The organism is Subtercola sp. PAMC28395, from assembly GCF_018889995.1.
Taxonomy (GTDB): Bacteria; Actinomycetota; Actinomycetes; order Actinomycetales; family Microbacteriaceae; genus Subtercola.
In genome coordinates, this window is the sequence record NZ_CP076547.1 from 2,527,389 (window position 1) to 2,546,480 (window position 19,092).

The window sequence follows — 19,092 nt, forward strand, 5'->3', positions numbered from 1 at the left end:
CGATCGTCAGTAGAGCGTGACCACTGTCTTCGACTCGAGGTAGTTCTCTATTCCCTGGGCGCCGTTCTCGTAACCCCAGCCTGACTGCTTGTGGCCGCCCTTGGGCAACTCCGGCGAGAAGTACGAGTGGCAGTTCACCCAGACCGTGCCGGCCTTGATGCGCGAGGTGAGGGTGTGCGCGTTCGACAACCCTTCCGTCCAGACACTCGCCGCCAGACCGTACACGCTGTCGTTCGCCCAGGCGACCACCTCGTCGACCTCGTCGAACGGGGTGATCGAGACGACGGGACCGAAGATCTCCTCCTGCATGAGGCGCATGTCCTGCCGCACCCCGGTGAGCACGGTCGGCCGGTAGAACGTGCGCTGCTCGTCGACCTGGAGCCCTCCCGCTGTCACCTCGACTCCGTCGGCAACGCCCTCGCGAACATACTCGGCGACCCTGTCTGCTTGCACCCTGCTGACCATCGGGCCCATGTCGGTGGCGGGGTTCATGCCGTGACCGAGGCTCAGCGCATCGGCTTCGCGCGAGACCTCCTCGACCAGGCGCTCATATATGCTCGAATGCGCATACACCCGCGAGCTCGCCACGCAGACCTGCCCGCCGTTGTTGAAGATTCCGCGTGCGATGCCGGGCACGGCCAGCGCGAAATCGGCGTCGGGCATCACGATCGCCGGTGACTTGCCGCCAAGTTCGAGCGTGAGTCGTTTGAGGTTACCCTGCGCCGCGGCCAGCAGGGCTTTACCGACCGCCGTCGAGCCGGTGAAGCCGATCTTGTCGACTCCCGGATGCTCGGCCAGCGCCTGACCGACCTCCCTGCCGTAGCCCGTGACCACGTTCACGACGCCCGCAGGGAAGCCCGCTTCGAGTGCGAGTTCCCCGAGGCGGAGTGCGGTGAGAGACGTGTTCTCCGACGGTTTGAGTATCACCGTGCATCCAGCAGCCAGAGCGGGAGCGAGTTTCATCGATGCCATCAGCAGCGGGGAGTTCCAGGGCACAATGGCGGCGACCACACCGACGGGCTCCTTCACCGTGTAGGCGAAGATCTGCTTGCCCTCAGGTTGGTGCGCGATCGAGGTGGGGATCGTGGTGCCCAGCAGCTTGTTCGTGTACCCGGCGTAGTAGCGGAACTGCGCGATCGTGCCCGGCAGTTCGCCGAATCGGGCCGTGCGGTAGGCCTTGCCCTGGTCGAGGGTCTCGAGCTCAGAGAGCTCGTCGATGTTCTGCTCGATCAGGTCTGCAAGCCGCCAGAGGAGGGCGGCACGGGCTGACGGTGTCATGCGTGCCCAGCCCGGGGACTCGAGCGCTGCACGGGCGGCGGCGACGGCATCGTCGACATCGGCGGCGGTTCCGCTCGCGATCTGGGTGAGGGTACTCCCCGTGGCGGGATCGATGCTGTCGATGTACTCGCCGGAGGACGGAGCCACCCATTCGCCGGCGATGAGCAGCCGGTGCGGGCCGCGCGCGAGGAACGCCGAGACCTCAGGGCGTTGTGTTGCGGAGTCATAGTCGAGGAGGGTCATGCGTGCACTTTCGTCTTGTCGTGTGAAGGTACGAGCGATGCTGCGATGAGCTCGGAGGCGCGTTCGGCCACAGCGATGACCGCGGCCTGCGTGTTCGAAGTGGGAATCGAAGGGAACACCGACGCATCGGCCACCCAGAGCCCATCGATGCCGTGGACGGCGAGGGCGGGGTTCACGACAGTCGATTCGCCCGTGCCCATCGCGGCCGTACCGCAGGTGTGGAAGAACGTCGAACAGCTCGACCGGATGAAGGCGATCTTCTCCTGCTTCGAGAGCCGCTGGTGCGGTGCGACCGGGGCCGAACCGATGTTGCGATACGCCGAGGTCGCCGCGAGGTCAGCGATCGTCTCCATCGATTCGATGAGGGCGTCGAGGTCGTTCTGCTCGGCCAGGTAGTTCGGCTGGATCTCGAGGGCCGCACCGGGGTCGGCAGATGTCAGCCGGAGATACCCGATACTCCGCGAATCCATCAGACCCGGCGAGATCGCGAAGACCGAGCCTGACAGGTCATGCTCGGCACGCACTTCGTCTGTGGCGTGCGGGCCCTGCACGACGAAGGCGTGGAGGTCGGGTTTGCCGCGCGATTTCGAGCTCTTCCAGTTCAGCATGCTGCCGCCGCCGTTGTCGCGGGTCGGCCCGAGAGGCTCACGCGCACGGAAGTTCATTCCCATGAGCAGCGGGTGATCCTGCAGGTTCTTGCCGACGCCCCGGAGCGCGGTGTGCACTTTGATGCCGAGCGGTACGAGTTCGTCTGGGTCGCCGACTCCCGACAGCATCAGCAGTCTCGGCGTGTGGATCGCTCCCGCCGTGAGCACGACTCCCTGCCGAGCGCGCAGGCGAACAGTTTCGGGCGGCGTTCCGTCGCCGGTAGTCCGTTCGTACTCGACCCCGACGCACCGCGACCCTTCGAAGACCAGGAGCGACACTGGCGAATCGACGAGCACGTTCAGGTTCGGCCAGGCGGCTGCCGGCTCGAGGTAGCCACGAACTGTGCTCCAGCGGGTGACCTCGCCAGTTTCGGGCTCCACTGTCACGTTCAGGTTGGCAAGCGCCGCACCATCATTCTCGGCGGCGTTCGCGTCGTCGAGCACGTCGAAGCCGAGTTCGGCGCAGCCCTCGAGCATTGCCGCAGCAACGGGGTGAGGGTCGCGCGAGGTCTCGACTCGCATCGGGCCGCCCGCGCCCCGATATTCGGTCGAGCCACCCTGCCAGTCTTCGCTGCGCCGGAAGTACGGCAGAAGTGAGTCATAGTTCCAGCCCGTTGCGCCGGCAACCTCCCACGCGTCGTAGTCCGAGCGATGCCCGCGATACCAGAGCATCGCGTTGATGCTGCTCGACCCGCCGAGTACCCGTCCGCGCGGAATCGGAACCGGTCGCCCGGCCGTGCGCCAGGTCGCTCCGTAGCTCTGGTTCCAGTCGTACTCACCACCGAGAAGCCCCGCCCACGACCCGGCCGAACGGATGCCCGGCATTCCCTTGTCGCTGGGCCCCGCTTCAAGCAGCACAACCTCGCGCCCTGCATCCTCTGCCAGACGCCGCGCCACGACGCACCCGGCCGAACCGCCGCCCACGACGATGATGTCGGTCTCAGTGATGACAACCGACGCTCGAGCGTCGCGGTTAATTGTGCTCACTCGGCCCCATGATGACCACGCCCTCCGTCTCTTCGACGTGGCGCACGAAGATGTACTTGTCTTCACGCCCGTCGCTGTGCTTGCGCTTGATGCCCGGCTGCAGAATGCCGTCGACCTTCGCAACCACCACGTACGGCACTGACGATGCGAGCCCCTCTTCGCAGAGTGCGTCGAATTCCTCGAGCGTGGTCGCTGTGAACGCCTTCTCTACACCGGATGCCCGGGCGATCGCTGCGAGATCGACACGCCCACTCGCGGTGTGGGTCTTCGGGCCGCCGATCGACTGGTACATCTGGTTGTCCCACACCACAGTGAAGAGGTTCGCGGGTTGCTCATTGCCGAGCGTCGCGAGAATGCCGAGGTTGAACAGCAGCCCGCCGTCGGTGTCGAGGGAGATGATCCGGCGGTGCGGCAGCCCCACGGCCAGACCGAAGGCCTCACCGGTCACACAGCCGAGCTGCTGCTGGAAGAGACTGCCCGCGCGCATGTGGGGGGCGGCGTTGTACCACTCGTCGACACTGCCGCCGAGCGAGAGAATGACGAGTTCGTCCCTGAGACGCTCGCCGAGCTTGATCATGCATTCATAGCGTTTCATCGAACGATGCTCCCTCCGAGCGCGATGGCGGAATGGTAGTAGGCCGCATACGACCAGCTGAACGCGTCGGTGATCGCGTCTTCGATCGCCGCCTCATCCCGGATGATCTGATACGGCACTCGCAGAGCATCCAGCACCGGCTCCATCGTGATGCCGTGCGGAATCGCCCACCAGTTGTTCTCCCCGAGCTCACCCCGGTAGCTCATCAGCATGACGACGGGAATGCCCGCCCCGAGCCCCATTCGAGCGAGCGGTTCGACGGATGCCCGGAGACCCGAGTTCTCCATGATGAGGACGGCGCGCTTGCCCGAAAGAAAGACTCCCCCGCAGATCGCGGCGCCTTCACCTTCGTTCGTCACCTGGATCGTGCGGAGGTCGGGGTCGGCGTCAAGAGCCGGATAGAGCTCTTTGAAGAGTGAGTCGGGCAGATAGCAGACGATCGAGACGCCCGCCTTCTTGAGGCCGCGGATCACCGCGTCGACGGCGGTGGCTTTCATGGGTTCTCCCTGCTGTTTCTGTGGATGCTGCCGGTGCGGTGGTCGCTGCTGGTGCCTGTTGTTGTGATGCGGACATCGGGCACTGTTGGTGCCAGAACGTGTCGAAAACGTGCGCCAGGGTGTGAGTCGGGAAGACGGGACCGGCCCTCTTCGAACAGCCGCTCGCGCAGGGTCAGACCGTCGGCTCTCGGCGCGACATATCCCCGCTTCGCCAGGATCGGCAGGACCTGCGCGATGAACTCGCTGTAGGCCAGTTCGTCACCGAAGGTCGGTTCGATCATGAAGCCGTCGACGTCAGACCCGTCCACGATCGCGATGAGCTGCTCTGCCACCTCGATCGGGTCGCCGGTCACCTGGAAACCCCGGTTCGCCTTCAGCCGAAAGCTCTCGAGCACGTCACCGACAGTGGGAACACGGTCGCCCGGTGCCGCAAAACGGTCGACGAGGGTCTGCCCCTGGTCAGAAGTGGCAGCGACCAGCGGCGTGGTCGGGTCGACCCCGCGGTAGTCGACACCAGTGAACCCCGCGTAGATCACTGCAGCGTCGTCGACGACATATAGGGCTTCGAGTTCGGCACGGCGGGCTGCCGCCTCTTCGCTGGTCGGGGCGACAACCACGGTGACCCCTGTGATGATCTTGATGTCGTCACGCCGGCGGCCGTGCGACTCGGCGAGATCGCGGATCTCGGTGACGTGCGCGGCGGCTTTCTCGATCGTCTGGCCCTGGATGAGCACCACTTCGGCATTGCGTGCGGCGAAGGCGCGGCCCCGGGTGGAGGTACCGGCCTGGAAGAGCACGGGGCTGCGCTGTCGCGACGGCGGTACCGCGAAGTACCCCGAAGTGCGAAGATACTCGCCCGTGTATTCGGTGCGGTGCAGTCTGGCCGGGTCGACCAGCACCCCGCGCTCCCTGTCCATCACCAGGGCATCGTCATCCCAGCCGCCCTCCCAGAGAGCGAGGCTGATGTCGACGAACTCGTCGCCGATGTCGTATCGCGAGTCGTGCGTCGTCTGCTCGGTGACGCCGAAGAGCGGGTCGACGGTGGACTGGGAACTCCCGGTGACGATGTTCCAGCCGATGCGCCCGTCGGTGTAGTGGTCGAGGCTGGCGTAGCGCCTGGCCGAGGCGTACGGCTTCTCGACCGTCGTCGGCGACGTCACGACGAACCCGAGCGTGCTGGTGGCCTGGGCCAGCGCGGCGATGATGAGCATGGGGTCGACGGCCGGGAACTGGATGCCCGAGGCCGCCACCTGCTCGGGCAGTTCGCCGTCGATGGTGGGGTAGCCATAGGTGTCGGCAAAGAAGAGAAAGTCGAAACCGGCCTCTTCGAGCATCTTCGAGACCATCACCCAGTAGCCGACGTCGGTGTACTTGTCGGCACGACCGTTCGGGTGGGTCCAGGTGGGCATGCCGTTGCTCGGGTTCATCATGTCGAAGACGCCGAACGAAAGAGCCTTCATGTCGTGGATTCCTTCGTTGGGATGTGCAGCGTCGGGATGTGCAGCGTTGGGATGTCAAGAAGCGCGTCGAGTGCCCGGATGCCCGCCGCAGCATCTGCGAGAAGACGCGCCTTCTCCTCTGGCGAGCACCAGGCGGCTTCGATCCCGGCCAGGGCGATCTGGCTGGCCTCGGCGGCGGTGAAGCCCATGGCGGGCAGTGCAGCCGTGTATTCGAGACCGATGTCGGTTCGAAAGAAGACCGCGTCGTCGGTCGAGAGGGAGACGGGCAGGCCGGCACGCACCATCCGGGCGATCCGGTGCTGGTCGTCGAACGCCCAACCGGAGAGCACCCGGGTCGACAGCGGAGTGCACGCGAACGGCACCCCTGAATCGAGTGCTCGCTGCAGAAGTGCTTGGTCGTCGACGATGCGGTAACCGTGGTCGACTCGGTCGCAGCCCAGCGTCTCGATGGCGTCGATGACGTTCTGGGCAGAGGCCGCCAGGGTCTCGCCCGCGTGAGCCGTGCGTTTCAGGCCGCGCTCGCCGGCGAGTTCGTATGCCTCACGGAAGCGCAGCGGCTCTTCGAAGCCTTCGGGGGTCAGATCATCCATGCCGATGCCCACGACCTTCTCGTGCGGATGGGCGGCAATCAGTTCGACCAGTTCGACGGCGCTCTGGGCACTGTGCGAGCGGTTGATGGCCGGGATGATGCGGAAGCCGACGCCGAAGTCGGACTCTGCCTGCTCGAGACCCTGCGAGATCGAGTCGATGAGGGTCTGGTAGGAGATACCGCGCGAAACGAAGTTGAAGGGGTTGACGTAGTACTCGCGGTACTTGAGGTTGCCCGATTCGACGGCGTCGAGCACACCTTCGTAGGCGACAGTCGCGAAGTCGTCGGGGCTCACGAGAACTTCGTGGCCGGCATTGAAGACATCGAGAAAGTCGATGAGGTTGTCGTAGTCGAGGAGATCGTCGACATCGGTGCTCTTCAGCGAGACGTCGTTCTTCGCGGCCAGGTCGATCAGCCGGGCCGGCCGCATCACCGAGACGAAGTGGCAGTGCAGCTCGGCCTTGGGCAGCAGCTGCAGGTAGTCAGCGAAGGAGATCATGGTGTTTTGAACCTATTGGTTCATGACGGCGGACGCCAAGCCAGGACGGGCCGTTGCGCCAAAAGTTCTCACACTTGTAACAGGCCGGATCTCACTGCAGACCGGGTTGATCTGCGTTCGCGCGGATTGCGGCTACTTGTACCAGGTCAGCGTCGGCGGACCGGCGAGAATGTCGCCGAGGTTCGAGGCCCCGTCGCCCGCACGCCACGCCCGGTACGCGTTGTCATCTTCGATCGAACGCCACCGCTCCACCACGGTGATGTGGCCCGGGTCGTTCAGATCGAAGAGGGTCTCATTGCCCTCATTGCCTTCGAAGGCAGAGGTCTGCGCGAGAACGGCAGCCAGAATCTCCGGTGCGGTTTCGATGAATTCAGGGGCGACGTGCAGGTCGAGGATCGCAACAATACTCATGCTTCATTTTTGCATGACACGGGGTCCGCGACATGACTGACAGCGCACAAAGACCCACGTTGCCTGCACGGCAGAATGCGGCAGGCAGCCGCTTTTCAGCCTGCAGCGAGCGGTTCATGCTGGGTGATGCAGTGGATGCCGCCACCTCGCGCGAAGAGGGGCCGGGCATCCACGGTCACCACCGCCCGCCCCGGATAGGCGTCTTCCAGAATGCCGATGGCCTGCTCGTCGTTGGCGTCGTCGTACGAGCAGGCGATGACTCCGCCGTTCACGACGAGATGGTTGATATAGCTGAAATCGACAAAGCCCTCTGCGTCACTGAGGGTCGCCGGTGCCGGCACCTCGACGATCTGCCACGGTCTTCTGTCGGCGGTACTGCTGTTTTCAAGCGCGCGCCTGATCCCTGTCATCGCCTCGTGGTCCGGATGCCCGGCAGCAGCCTGCCCGTGAAGCAGGATCACGCCCTCGGCCGGGATCGTGGCGACGATATCGACGTGCCCCTTGGTGCCGAATCTCTCGGAGTCACGGGTGAGGCCCCGCGGGATCCAGACGACGTTGCTGACGCCGAGGGTTCTGGAGAGTTCAGCCTCGACGTCGGCTCGTGACCAGCCGGGGTTCCTCAGCGGGTCGAGCTGAACGGTGTCGGTGACGAGAACCGTGCCGGCCCCATCCACGTGGATGCCGCCGCCCTCGTTCACCAGCCGCGAGGTGACCAGCTCTGCGCCGGCGAGCTCGGCGACGAATCGGCCGATGCGGGCGTCGTGTTCCCAGCTGGCCCACGCCTGTTGACCCCAGCCATTGAAGACCCAATCGACCGCGCCGAGCCTGCCGTCGTCGCCCAGCACGAAGGTGGGCCCGATGTCCCGCATCCAGGCGTCGTCGAGCTCAGCGGTGACCACTTCGATTTCGCTTGCGAGGTACCGGCGCGCAACTTCTTCGTGGCCCGGGCCGACAACCATGGTCACCGGCTCGAAGTCGATGATCGAGTTCGCAACGGCCGCCCACGTCGTGCGCGCCTCATCGGCGTCGGCGGCCGTCTCGCCGAGGGTGTACCCCGACGAGGGGAACGCCATCCACGTGCGCTTGTGAGGAGCGGTCTCCGACGGCATGTGCCAGCTCATGCGCTGTGCTCGCCTGCGATTGCCACATCTCTGATCGGCGCGACCAGACTGCCGTAGGTATCGGGCCTCCGCGTCTTCAAGAAGGGGAACAGGGTCAGCCAGTCGTCGCGTTGCTGCAGGTCGAGGTCGGCCACGAGCACCGCGGATGCGTCGCGCGGGGCCTGCACGATCATCCGGCCGTAGGGGTCCGAGATGAACGACGAACCATAGAAGGTGATGAGCCCCTCGTTGCCCCAGCGGTTGGGCACGACCATGAAGAGGCCGTTCGCGATACCGTTGCCCACGATCACCTGGCGCCAGAGCGGCTGCGTGTCGAAGTCGGGGTAACCGGGTTCGCTGCCGATCGCGGTCGGGTAGACGAGCAGGTTCGCGCCTGCGAGTGAGTAGGCGCGTGCCACCTCGGGGAACCACTCGTCCCAGCAGGTGGGCATGCCGAGTGCTAAGGCCGACAGTTCGCCTGGCCGATAGACAGGGTACGGCTCGGCGGCCGGCCCAGGGCGGAAGTACGTGTCTTCGTAGTAGCCCTCGGTGACCGGAATGTGCAGCTTGTGGGTGTGCCCGACCAGTTCGCCCTCGGGTGACACGACGATCGCGGTGTTGAGGCCCAGCCTTTCTGGACTGATCGGCCCATCTGGATGATCGGACTCACGAGTGCGTGCCCCGTCGTCGCTCTGGTACAGGGAAGCGTGTACGAACACCCCGTGTTGCTGGGCGAGCTCCGCGGCGAACGCGAGGGTCGGCCCGGTGAGAAGCGCCTCTGCCTGCTCACCCTTCGATCGCTCCCCCTGTGGCACGTCGGCCGGGTACCTGCTCAGTGTCAACTCCGGCAGGAACACGATCTGGGCACCGAGACGCGCTGCACGACCGACACCCTCCCGGAGCTCGGCCTTCAGCTCGGTGAGGTCATCGTGCCAGCGATGCTGCACCAGCCCCACGCGGAGAAGGGCAGGCACGCTTTCGGCTACGGGCGACAGTGACGGCAGAGCGCCGAATGAGGTGATTTCAAGCACAGGTCAGTTTCTCACGATGCGCGGTCTCTGCCAGGGCATGAGCTGGTTCACGCCGGCCCGACGAGCCCGCGATTGGTGGCAGCATCCTGTTCGATGGGAGCTCCCCACCGGACATCCTGCGCGTGCTCCGAACAGATCGTGTAGACCATTCGGAGCCCATAGAGATCAATCGTGACCTCGTCATCGGGAAGGGCCTGGCATCCGTCGACCATGCAGTCGGTGGATCGCTCATCAGCCATGACGAGAGCCTAGGGCTGCACTGTGTCGACGCGCCAGATGTTCAGCGATCTCGAAGCCGCCCGAGCTGGGGTGTTGGCAGCCGACTCGTCGCGGTCAGCGCGAACGACACTGCCACGATGAGCCCGGCCAGAATCGCCGCATAGACCGCAACCGCCGAATAGCTCCCGGCCCACTGGGGGTCGAGAAAGATGTACGGATACCAGCCCACCGCCGGCCCCCGCACCAGTGTGTAGATGCCGTAGAGCAACGGGAACCCCAGCGAGATCAGCGCCGTGCCCCAGTGCAGGCGGCGCCGGCCGGGTACGAGCAGAAAATCGACCAGCGCGTACGCCGGCACGACGAAGTGCAGCATCTTCTCCGACGTCGGGATGAGAAACCCGTAGTTGGCCAGCCCCGCGTTCACGATGAGAAAGACGAAGGTGATTCCCGACACGATCAAGTAGGTCGTGACGAGCGCCCGCACCGAGGTGAGCCGTTCATCCTCTACTCGTTTCGTGATCGCGTGGAACAGTAGGTACACCAGCAGCGCGACGAACGCCAAATTGCTCTCGACGGTGAAATAGCTGAGCAGATTGGATGCCCGGCAGCTCCCCGTCGTGAAGACACAGTCGGCCCGCGAAATGAGCGCAGACACCGTCGTGACCAGCGCAGCCAGACGCAGAACGATGAAGAGGATTCTCACCGGACCTCTCTCACCGCTTCTCTGTCTGGGGCTGTTCTCTCGATCTTTTGTCTCGAGCTTCTGTTCCGAGATTCTTTCCCGAGCTTCCACTCTTCAGGCTACGTCGACTCCGGGCGACGGTCGCGCGCTTGGCGCAAACTGCTGCCGGGCATCCGCTGTGAGCGTAGTCACCGGTTGCCGGGCGGGCTGGGCAAGACTCTCGCCGGGCTGAACTCTGGCCGGCGCAACTCTGGTCGGCCGGGCTGAACTCTGGTCGGCACAACTCTGGTCGGTACAACAGTCACGGCATAGAGTGGGACGACCGGTTCTGGAGGTGCACTGACGATGGTTGTCATGGGAGAAGCCTCTGCGATGAACCGGAAGTCGCGGCGAGTCATTCGCGCGATGGTTGCCGGATTCCTCGGACTTGCGCTCGCCGCTGTTCTCGCCGGATGCACGGGTGGCTCGGGGCCCACGGGGTCGCCGATGCCCACCCCGACCGTGACCGGTGGAACGGAGCCGAGCAGCGGAGACCCGACCCAGTGGGGAACCTACGGATCGCGTGCCGAAGCGTGCCTCGGTGTGGGCGGCGATGTCGTGGCGCTGGCGCTCATCCCCAACAACCTCGCCCTCATGAACGACTCGGCCGGCATCGGTGGACTCGACGATGCGATCCAGACCATGGCCGTTGCTGCCCCTCCTGTGATCTCGGGCCACTACCTGCAGATCTCGGCGATGGTCCTCGCGTTCGGGCGCGAACTCGACACGTACAACGCCATCGTGCATCCGCCGACAGCGACTCCGGATGCCTCGGCCGATCGGCAGCCGGCAGCGGCTTCTGCTGGGCCGGGCGTGCCGAGCCCGTCACTCTCAGCGTCGGATCCGCCTCGACCATCCTTCGACACCACCAGCTTCGGCACCCAGCTCGACGGCATCAAAGAGTGGTTGAAGACAGACTGTTCGTAACCGATCAGTTACGGTAACCTTTTCGTTACGAATGGTCTTCAGGCACCAGCCCGCTCGCGACAGAACAGGATGATCGACATGCACTTCTTCGAATCGAAAGCCCGTATCGCTGCTGCACCAGAAGCAGTGTGGAAGCACCTTGTGAACACCGCCGCATGGCCCGACTGGGATTCGGGTGTCGAGGGCGTCGACGGCACTGTCGTGCTCGGCTCGACCCTCAAGATCCGCTCGGCCGCCGCGCCTGGGCGCACCTTCCCCGTCAAGGTCACCACCATCGACGAACCACGCACCCTGGTCTTCACCGGCGGTATGCCCCTGGGTTTGTTCAAGGGCGTGCGTACATACAGCTTGGCGCCTGTGGCAGGCGCTGCCGAGACCGATTTCACGATGCGCGAGGAGTACACAGGTGCAATGCTCGGGATGATCTGGAAGTCGATCCCCGATCTCAATCCGTCGTTCGCTCAATTCGCCTCAGGCCTCAAAGCCGTCTCCGAGAACGTGTCTTCGGCCCGATGAGGCCAGGGCCCCGAGCATCCACAACCTCGTCTGCCTTCTCGTCGGCCGACCCCTTCGATGCGCTGGGTGACCCGCATCGGCGACGCATCCTCGATGTTCTGAGCGCCGAGGAGCTGTCGGTGGGCGAAATCGCGAACCTCTTCCCGATCAGCAGACCCGCGATCTCACGGCACCTTCGGATTCTCGACGACGCTGGACTCGTCGAATCGAGAAGGGAAGGAACCCGACAGATCTACCGGCTGCACGCCGACGGAATCGAGGCCGTGCGCGCATATCTCGATCGGGTGTGGGGCGAGTCGGCTGCTCGATTCGCGTTGTTTGCCGAGAACACGGCGCCTGCGAACGCGGCGGTTGCGAAAACAGGACATGGCAGTGCGGCGGCTGACGGCGCCGCATCGGGTAGCACCTCATCTGGGAGCACCGCATCTGGGAGCGACGCTTCTGGGAACACCGCACCTGCGAGCACCGCACCTGCGAGCACCGCACCGGAGTACACAGGTCTCGAGGACCCGCTGCCCGCAAGCAGTACCCCGGGGACCGACTCCAATCAGGTGCCCCGATGATCGAACCGCTGGCTCTTTCGATCTCCGTTGCGTGCCCGGTCGACCATGCCTTCCGTGTGTGGACATCGAAGATCTCGTCATGGTGGCCAACGGGTCATACCGTTTCCGGCTCCCCCGACGTTGCCGTCGTTCTCGAGCCGGGAGTCGGTGGGCGCATCTTCGAGCGCGAATCCGACGGACAGGAGCATGAGTGGGGAGAAATCACCCACTGGGACCCACCACACCGTTTCGGCTACCTCTGGCACATCCGGCGGCAGCGCGAAGATGCGACCGACGTCGACATCCACTTTGTTGCGGTGGGCGAGAACGAGACTCGTGTGGAGATCATCCACTCAGGGTGGGAGCGCCTCGGAGCAGATGCACAGCAGTGGCGGGATCGAAACCAGGGCGGCTGGGGAGGACTACTACCGCATTTCATTGCCGCGGCGGAGAGCTCGAATACGTGATTCTGACTGTGTAGCACTCGTGTATCGAAGACTCTTCGACCACTTTCATGCCGTGACTCATCATCTTCTCCTCCACAAGGGGCGGAATTTGCGAGTTGTCCACTGATCGGGGATTTTGGCTGTTCGGTGTCGGGGGTGGGTGGTTGACTGTTGCCATGACACGAGCATTACTCACTGATGACGAGGTTGATCCGGCCGCCTGGTCTGATTCGACGTTCACGGGCCCCGATGGCTTCGGCTCAGAACCCACGGGTGCGGCCGACAATGACCCTGCCGCGAACGGTGCGCCGTCGTCATCACGGTCGTCGTCAGGATCGCCGTCGTCCGGATCTGCCTCATCAGGATCGTCTTCGTCGGGGTCGTCGTCGTCGTTGCGTCGGGAGCGTTTTGCGGCGGCGGTCGCTGCGGTGCTCGTGTCGCATCGGGCGATCGCAGCGGCGTACGCCTCTCATGCTCTCCTGGTCGAGGAGGCCCGGGTGGCGGGGTTCGCACTTCACACCCAGGACAGTTTCGCCAGCAGCGGGGGCGGGGGCCCGCAGTGGTCCTCTGACCAGATCGTGCAACGCCAAGTCGTCCTCGAGCTCGCCGTCGCCCTGCAGCTCACTGAGGTTGACGCGCGCCGGCTGGTCGATACCTGCGAAGGACTCGCCGGCCCGTTCACCGCCACCCGTGACGCGTTGGCGGCGGGGCGGGTGTCGTACCGGCACACCGAAACCCTCGTTCACCGTTCGCACCCGCTCCCCCGGGAAGCGCTCGGACGGTACGAGAAGACGGTACTGCCCTGGGCGCGGAAAGTGACCGCGCAACGCCTCGACAAGATCGCCCGCGCTGCAGTGGAAGAGGCGCAACCCCGCACCGACAGTCAACGCCACACCGACGCCGTCACTGGGAGGCGTACGTATCTGGAGCCGGGGTCGGACGGGATGGCGTACCTGACCCTGTACACCGCCGCCGTCGAAGCTGTTGCCATCCACAACCGGGCCACCGACATGGCCAGGTCCGCCAAACACGCAGGCGACCCCCGCACCCTCACCCAACTGAAAGTCGACGTCCTGACCGACCTGATGCTCAACAGTGACACCCACACCCCACGGGTTGCCCCCGGGATCCGGGCCCGCGTGAACGTCACCGTCCCCGCCCTCACACTGCTGGGCCGCGACCACCACGGGAATCCCGACCCCGACCAGTCGTCCGGCCCAGCCAACCTGGAGGGGTTCGGGCCGATCGACCGGCACACCGCCCTCACCATCACCCGCCACGCACACTCGTTCACCCGGATCCTGACAGACCCCGCCACCGGTGCAGTGCTCAGCTACGGCAGGCAACGATACAAACCCCCCACCGACCTTGACGAGTTGATCCGGCTCACCCACACCGAATGCACCTTCCCGACACCCTGCGAACCCTCAACCACCACAGACCTTGACCACACCATCGCCTGGGGCGACGGCGGCGAGACCGCCTACGACAACCTCAGCCCCCTGTGCACCTCGCACCACAAAGTCAAACACCACACCGAATGGACCATCCTGCAAACCCCGAACACCAACGGGCGACCACCAACCATCACCTGGACCTCACCCGCCGGATACGAATACACCATCGACCCCACACCACTCGCCAAACCCATCGTGCAGTTCACCGAAACGCCGGCGGAGGATCCGCCACCATTCTGATAACTGCACCTGCACCTGCACCTGCACCTGCACCTGCACCTGCACCTGCACCTGCACGTGCAACTGCAACGGCGACCGGGCGCTAACCGAGTCGATCCGATCTTGATCTGTCGCCGGCACAAACATTCGAGCGTGGGCACCCGACCCCGACAGCTGACCATTCTGAAACATCAGGAGGATTCGAAACATCAGGAGGATTCGAAACATCAGGAGGATTCGAAACATCAGGAGGATTCGAAAGATCAGAAGGATTCGGAAGATCTGAAAGAATCGTCAGATCCGAAAGCCACTCCACCGCCGAGCTTGAGCTAGTAACGAGACGCGATATGCCCGCAGACCTCGGATCGATTTCCACGAATCCGCCGAAGACCCGTCAGATCGGCCGAGAACCAGAGACAGCTGACCAGAAGGTTGGCAGCGTCAGTCGTGCCGGTGCGGCGCGCTGGGAGCCCCCGACAGCGTAGTCGCACGGATCACCATGTCGTCGAGATTCGGCAGAGCGTGCCCGAGCTCATGTTCTGCTTCGTGCACGATCTTCTCCACGTCTGAAAGTGCAGCATCGTCAACCTGGACCGTCGCCGCGCCCTGAAGCCGATGCCCGACCCAGCGCATCTGCAGACGAGGTACCGACAGGATGCCCGGAGTCGCCGTCAGCGCAGCCTCGGCGCGCTCGAGAATGTGCGGGTCGATACCATCCATGAGGCGCGTGCCGATACTGCGCACCGTGCCCCAGAGCAGAATCAGAATCGTGACCGCGATGAACAGGCCGACGATCGGGTCAGCAAGCGGAAACCCGAGGAGCACGCCGATTGCTCCGATCACCACCGAGAGGGAGGTGAAACCGTCGATCCGGGCGTGCACGCCGTCCGCAACAAGGGCGGCCGAGCCGATCTGCTGCCCGACCCGGATGCGGTAGATCGCCACTATCTCGTTGCCGGCGAAGCCGATGATTCCCGCGGCGATCACCCACCCGAGGTTGGTGACCGTCATTGGGTTGAAGAACCGGGTGATCGCCTCCCAGCCGGCGACGATCGCCGACAACGCGACAACGGCGACGATGAACAGCCCCGCGAGATCCTCGGCACGGCCGAAACCGAAGTTGTAGCGCCTGGTGGCGATACGTCGGGCCAGAACGAACGCAATCCAGAGAGGCACTGCGGTCAGGGCATCCGAGAAGTTGTGAATCGTGTCAGCCAGAAGCGCCACTGACCCACTGATCAGAAAGACGCCGAACTGCAGAAGAGTGGTCCCCAGCAGAATGAAGAGGCTGATCTTCAGCGCGCGAACACCCGACGCACTGGCCTCGAGTGCGTCGTCGATCGAATCGGCCGCGTCGTGGCTGTGCGGAACGAAGAGCCCGTAGAAGAAGCCACGGATGCCCGTGGGATGGCTGTGGCCGTGTTCGTGATCATGTTCGTGTTCGTGTTCGTGACCGTGCTGGTGACTCTGACCGTGCTCGTGACTGTGGCCGTGATTTCGGCCGTGAACATGATCATGCCCGACTTCGTGATCGTGCGTGTCTTCGTGATCATGCCCGACTTCGTGATCATGCACGGCGTCGTGGCCATGCTCGTGCGCGCCTTCGTGTGCATGGTCGTGAGCTTCGCCACCGCGGTCAGGATGCTCGTGGCTATACGCCACCGGGGAAACGGGCACGGTTTCGTGGTCATCATGTTTCACTGTTGCTCGCCTGTCGTAGTCGCATGGGGGTGGTTGTGCTGCGGGTGGTGGTGCCGCGGATTGTCGCCGAGGGAGTGTTCTGCCTGGAAAATCGCATCCGTGACGAGCTTCGACGCGTGCTCGTTCTCGAGTCGGTAGAACACGCGTTGGCCATGGTGTCGGGTGGCGACGATGCGCGCGAGTCGCAGTTTTGCGAGATGCTGTGACACTGCGGCCGGGCTTTTGTCGACGATTTCGGCGAGCGAGTTGACCGACAATTCCCCGTCGCGGAGCGCCAGAATCAGGCGGACCCGCGTCGCGTCGGCCAGCATGGCGAAGATCTCGACCGCGAGTTCGACGTACTCACTGTCGGTCTCGCGCCCGCAAGCCCGCGTATCTGCATCCATACGCAGATTATGTCATGCGTACAGGCAGTGCCTCGAGACTGGGCTGCTCTTGTGAGGCGGGTACGCCGAGTTGAGGCTGCCACACCGGTCGCGATTAGATTCGTCGCAGACGACTCAGGAGGCCCTCTAGCGTCAATCGCGGGGGTTGCTTGGTGGGCGGTACTGGGATCGAACCAGGACAAGAATCTGGGGGTGAACGCATCGCGTTTACTGATTCTTGTCGGTCGCCGGCTCGATCCTGGAAAAACAGAAGTGGCCCAGAACAGTGTTCTGGGCCAAATCGTGTGGTGGGCGGTACTGGGATCGAACCAGCGACCTCTTCCGTGTCAGGGAAGCGCGCTACCGCTGCGCCAACCGCCCAGATTTCGTGCACATGCTGGTCGCATTTCTCGTGCTACTTCACATGTTTGTTACTTGTCGAGTGGAGGTGGCGACGGGATTTGAACCCGTGTGGACGGCTTTGCAGGCCGCTGCCTCGCCTCTCGGCCACGCCACCATATGGAGGGTTGCCCCAACGGTACTTCTACACTCGAGCGGATGACGAGATTCGAACTCGCGACCCCAACCTTGGCAAGGTTGTGCGCTACCACTGCGCCACATCCGCATTCTTGAACGGTATTGCTTGAACGGTACTACTTGTACGTCACTGCTTGTTTCGCCGCACTACTGCGACTCGGAAGACTCTACCTGAACCCGAGACACAAAGCCAAACCGCGCCGCCTGCGTGTCGTAACACTGTGGCTGCACGGTTATTCGCACGGTTGTGAGCGCGAGTCGATGTGCAATGGATGCCCGGGACCGGCTAGTATCGACGAGCACGAGATTCGCTTCCCCGGCGTGGTTCACACACGCGGGTTCAATCAATTCTCGGGCGATTGGCGCAGTTGGTAGCGCGCTTCGTTCACACCGAAGAGGTCATCGGTTCGAGTCCGGTATCGCCCACTCAGAAGGTTCATTCCAAAAGTACAGCAGGCACAGCACCCACGCACAACATCCACGCACAGCGACGTGTTCCCCTCACCCCCAGACATCGCATCCGGAGGAACGAGAATGTCGCGTCGCTCGAAGAAGTTGCTGGTGACCGTTGTAGTCGTTGCCACGGCACTGTCGCTCGTTGTGGCTTTCGCCGTCGCGAATCTCGCCTACCCGCAGACCGGTCGACCGGAACGCACTGACGTCGTCCTGGTGCTCGGCCCCGCGACCAATGACCGCATTGCACTCGCGGAGAGCCTCATGAAGAAGGGTCTCAGCTCGAACCTCCTGGTCTCAGTCGGATCGTCGAAAGCCACCAGCGACCCAGACACGATCTGCTCGAAGAAGGTGAGCTACACGGTCTACTGTGCCGTTCCTGATCCCTTCACCACGCAGGGCGAGGCGCGGTGGCTGGGCCGAATGGCCCGGGAACACGGTTGGAAGAGCGCGACTGTCATCACCTTCAAGCCGCACATCTCACGCGCACGAATCATCGTGCAGCGCTGTTTCGACGGTGAGCTCGACATGCTCGCCGTCACGACGCCACTGAGCCTCATCGACTGGATGTACCAGTTCGCCTACCAGAACACTGCCTATGTGAAAGTGGCACTGACGCCTGGTTGTTGATCGCCCGGTTGCTGATTGTCCGGCTGTTCACCGCCCGGCCCATGACCGACTGGCTCGATCTCACTGCACGCCACTGGTCGTGATGCGTGTGGTCCACGGCCCCGTCGGCACACTCGAGTCGTCGACGAAGCGCCACGAGACGGTATCGGTGTCGCCATTGAGTTCGGTGAAAGCGAGGCAGCCGTTCACGGCTGGCGAGACATCCATTCCCGCTCCCCCAAATTTCGAGTTCAGGGGTCTGGCATCGTTTGACCCGAAGACGTACGCCGAATCGTCATACTGGCCGGGGCCGGCATCTTCGATTTGGGCGTAACAGGTGCGTGACCCGCGCTGGAGTTCGACCCAGCGGTTCTTCATGAGGCTGAAATTCGGGTCCGCGAGATGGGAGGCATACCCCGGCTCGTGCGCCCAGGGAATCACCGAGGCACGCTGGGTGAGAGCGGAGGCATTGTTGATGTCATCGAACGGCAGATCGAGGTAGAACGGGTTTTCCTTGGGCGTCATCGAGGTCGGCAAGTAGCCCCTGGCAGCCGTTCTCGTCTCGGTCTGGCACACGCCGGAGACAATGACGCCGTCGCAGCCGCCGTAGCTTGCGTACCACTTCGAATCGTAGGTCGAGAGGACCTGTGAGCCGTCGGGGGCCGTGGGGTCGAAGATCTCGCCGACCCAGAAGGTGGTCGAAACGATGTTGGTGTGCCAGGGATAGGTGCCAGCAGACGGGAGTCCGGACTGCAGCCCGCCAGATGGTTCTGACGAGGAACCCGCCGATGACGGACTCGGTGCGGGTTTGGCACTCGACGATGGCGAGGCGTTCGCTGTGGAGGTACCTGAGGTCGTACCTGGAGTTGGCGCGACCGGAGCCGGCGCGGTCCCGGTCGCGCCGGGTTTCGAGGTGCTGTGGTTCGGCGCATCCGGTGCTGAAGTCGACGCGCACGCTGTGAGCACGACCGAGGCAAGGAGGAGGACGGTGACGGCCACTGCGGCCGTCACCGTCCTCCTGGATGCCTTGCTTCCGGATGCCC

Annotated in this window: 20 protein-coding genes and 4 tRNA genes; 7 read left to right on the forward strand and 17 right to left on the reverse strand. The window is 64.0% G+C overall.

The features are described from left to right. Positions 1-6 precede the first annotated feature (6 nt). The 11 genes from KPL76_RS11645 to KPL76_RS11695 all read right to left on the reverse strand — a co-directional run bounded on the left by KPL76_RS11645 (position 7) and on the right by KPL76_RS11695 (position 10,259). Positions 7-1,521, reverse strand: a complete 1,515-nt coding sequence (locus KPL76_RS11645) for an aldehyde dehydrogenase (RefSeq protein ID WP_216333682.1) — start codon at positions 1,519-1,521, stop codon at positions 7-9. Then, the gene (locus KPL76_RS11650; protein WP_216333689.1) at positions 1,518-3,155 is read right to left on the reverse strand and encodes a GMC family oxidoreductase; all 1,638 of its coding nucleotides are present in this window, start codon (positions 3,153-3,155) and stop codon (positions 1,518-1,520) included. The genes KPL76_RS11645 and KPL76_RS11650 overlap by 4 nt, the downstream gene beginning before the upstream one ends. After that, entirely contained in the window at positions 3,142-3,750 is a 609-nt protein-coding gene (locus KPL76_RS11655) for a thiamine pyrophosphate-dependent enzyme (RefSeq protein ID WP_216333690.1), read from the reverse strand. Before KPL76_RS11655 ends, KPL76_RS11650 begins: the two co-directional genes overlap by 14 nt. Then, positions 3,747-4,247, reverse strand: coding sequence for a thiamine pyrophosphate-binding protein (locus KPL76_RS11660; protein ID WP_216333691.1), 501 nt, complete (start codon positions 4,245-4,247; stop codon positions 3,747-3,749). The genes KPL76_RS11655 and KPL76_RS11660 overlap by 4 nt, the downstream gene beginning before the upstream one ends. After that, the gene (locus KPL76_RS11665) at positions 4,244-5,707 is read right to left on the reverse strand and encodes an NtaA/DmoA family FMN-dependent monooxygenase (protein WP_216333692.1); all 1,464 of its coding nucleotides are present in this window, start codon (positions 5,705-5,707) and stop codon (positions 4,244-4,246) included. The genes KPL76_RS11660 and KPL76_RS11665 overlap by 4 nt, the downstream gene beginning before the upstream one ends. Continuing rightward, positions 5,704-6,795: an adenosine deaminase gene (gene add / locus KPL76_RS11670; RefSeq protein ID WP_216333693.1), complete on the reverse strand. Its 1,092-nt coding sequence runs from the start codon at positions 6,793-6,795 to the stop codon at positions 5,704-5,706. Before add ends, KPL76_RS11665 begins: the two co-directional genes overlap by 4 nt. 132 nt (positions 6,796-6,927) lie before the next feature. Next, a complete protein-coding gene (locus tag KPL76_RS11675; RefSeq protein WP_216333694.1) occupies positions 6,928-7,206 on the reverse strand; it encodes a putative quinol monooxygenase in 279 nt (92 codons plus the stop codon). Positions 7,207-7,301: 95 nt separating this feature from the next. Next, positions 7,302-8,327: an agmatine/peptidylarginine deiminase gene (locus tag KPL76_RS11680; protein ID WP_216333695.1), complete on the reverse strand. Its 1,026-nt coding sequence runs from the start codon at positions 8,325-8,327 to the stop codon at positions 7,302-7,304. Further along, on the reverse strand, positions 8,324-9,337 hold the full coding sequence (locus KPL76_RS11685) for a nitrilase-related carbon-nitrogen hydrolase (RefSeq protein WP_216333696.1): 1,014 nt from the start codon (positions 9,335-9,337) through the stop codon (positions 8,324-8,326). The genes KPL76_RS11680 and KPL76_RS11685 overlap by 4 nt, the downstream gene beginning before the upstream one ends. A gap of 47 nt (positions 9,338-9,384) precedes the next feature. Further along, entirely contained in the window at positions 9,385-9,576 is a 192-nt protein-coding gene (locus tag KPL76_RS11690) for a hypothetical protein (protein WP_216333697.1), read from the reverse strand. Between the two features lie 41 nt (positions 9,577-9,617). Beyond that, positions 9,618-10,259: a Pr6Pr family membrane protein gene (locus KPL76_RS11695; RefSeq protein ID WP_216333698.1), complete on the reverse strand. Its 642-nt coding sequence runs from the start codon at positions 10,257-10,259 to the stop codon at positions 9,618-9,620. A gap of 351 nt (positions 10,260-10,610) precedes the next feature. Here KPL76_RS11695 and KPL76_RS11700 point away from each other — a divergent pair, with 351 nt between their 5' ends. The 5 genes from KPL76_RS11700 to KPL76_RS11720 all read left to right on the forward strand — a co-directional run bounded on the left by KPL76_RS11700 (position 10,611) and on the right by KPL76_RS11720 (position 14,405). Beyond that, positions 10,611-11,204, forward strand: a complete 594-nt coding sequence (locus KPL76_RS11700) for a hypothetical protein (protein ID WP_216333699.1) — start codon at positions 10,611-10,613, stop codon at positions 11,202-11,204. A gap of 78 nt (positions 11,205-11,282) precedes the next feature. Then, entirely contained in the window at positions 11,283-11,720 is a 438-nt protein-coding gene (locus KPL76_RS11705) for an SRPBCC domain-containing protein (protein ID WP_216333700.1), read from the forward strand. After that, entirely contained in the window at positions 11,717-12,283 is a 567-nt protein-coding gene (locus tag KPL76_RS14790; protein ID WP_253202020.1) for a helix-turn-helix transcriptional regulator, read from the forward strand. Before KPL76_RS11705 ends, KPL76_RS14790 begins: the two co-directional genes overlap by 4 nt. Continuing rightward, positions 12,280-12,729, forward strand: coding sequence for an SRPBCC domain-containing protein (locus KPL76_RS11715; protein WP_216333701.1), 450 nt, complete (start codon positions 12,280-12,282; stop codon positions 12,727-12,729). The genes KPL76_RS14790 and KPL76_RS11715 overlap by 4 nt, the downstream gene beginning before the upstream one ends. Before the next feature lie 155 nt (positions 12,730-12,884). Beyond that, positions 12,885-14,405 carry an HNH endonuclease signature motif containing protein gene (locus KPL76_RS11720; RefSeq protein WP_216333702.1) on the forward strand — a complete coding sequence of 507 codons (1,521 nt, stop codon included), beginning with the start codon at positions 12,885-12,887 and terminating at the stop codon, positions 14,403-14,405. Positions 14,406-14,825: 420 nt separating this feature from the next. Here the strand turns inward: KPL76_RS11720 and KPL76_RS11725 are convergent, their stop codons facing one another. From KPL76_RS11725 to KPL76_RS11745, 5 genes are all read right to left on the reverse strand, one after another. Continuing rightward, positions 14,826-16,085, reverse strand: coding sequence for a cation diffusion facilitator family transporter (locus tag KPL76_RS11725; RefSeq protein ID WP_253202021.1), 1,260 nt, complete (start codon positions 16,083-16,085; stop codon positions 14,826-14,828). After that, the gene (locus KPL76_RS11730) at positions 16,082-16,471 is read right to left on the reverse strand and encodes a metalloregulator ArsR/SmtB family transcription factor (RefSeq protein WP_216333703.1); all 390 of its coding nucleotides are present in this window, start codon (positions 16,469-16,471) and stop codon (positions 16,082-16,084) included. The genes KPL76_RS11725 and KPL76_RS11730 overlap by 4 nt, the downstream gene beginning before the upstream one ends. 285 nt (positions 16,472-16,756) lie before the next feature. Further along, positions 16,757-16,831 (reverse strand) — tRNA-Val (locus tag KPL76_RS11735). Between the two features lie 62 nt (positions 16,832-16,893). Then, positions 16,894-16,967, reverse strand: a tRNA-Cys gene (locus tag KPL76_RS11740). 36 nt (positions 16,968-17,003) lie between these two features. Next, positions 17,004-17,075: transfer RNA gene (locus KPL76_RS11745), tRNA-Gly, on the reverse strand. A 265-nt stretch (positions 17,076-17,340) separates the two neighbouring features. On the opposite strand from KPL76_RS11745, the gene KPL76_RS11750 reads away from it, so the two are divergent. Both KPL76_RS11750 and KPL76_RS11755 read left to right on the forward strand, forming a co-directional pair. Continuing rightward, positions 17,341-17,413: transfer RNA gene (locus KPL76_RS11750), tRNA-Val, on the forward strand. Between the two features lie 135 nt (positions 17,414-17,548). Further along, positions 17,549-18,070: a YdcF family protein gene (locus tag KPL76_RS11755; protein ID WP_216333704.1), complete on the forward strand. Its 522-nt coding sequence runs from the start codon at positions 17,549-17,551 to the stop codon at positions 18,068-18,070. Positions 18,071-18,130: 60 nt separating this feature from the next. Here KPL76_RS11755 and KPL76_RS11760 read toward each other — a convergent pair whose 3' ends face one another. After that, positions 18,131-19,060 carry a hypothetical protein gene (locus KPL76_RS11760; RefSeq protein ID WP_216333705.1) on the reverse strand — a complete coding sequence of 310 codons (930 nt, stop codon included), beginning with the start codon at positions 19,058-19,060 and terminating at the stop codon, positions 18,131-18,133. Positions 19,061-19,092: the final 32 nt, after the last annotated feature.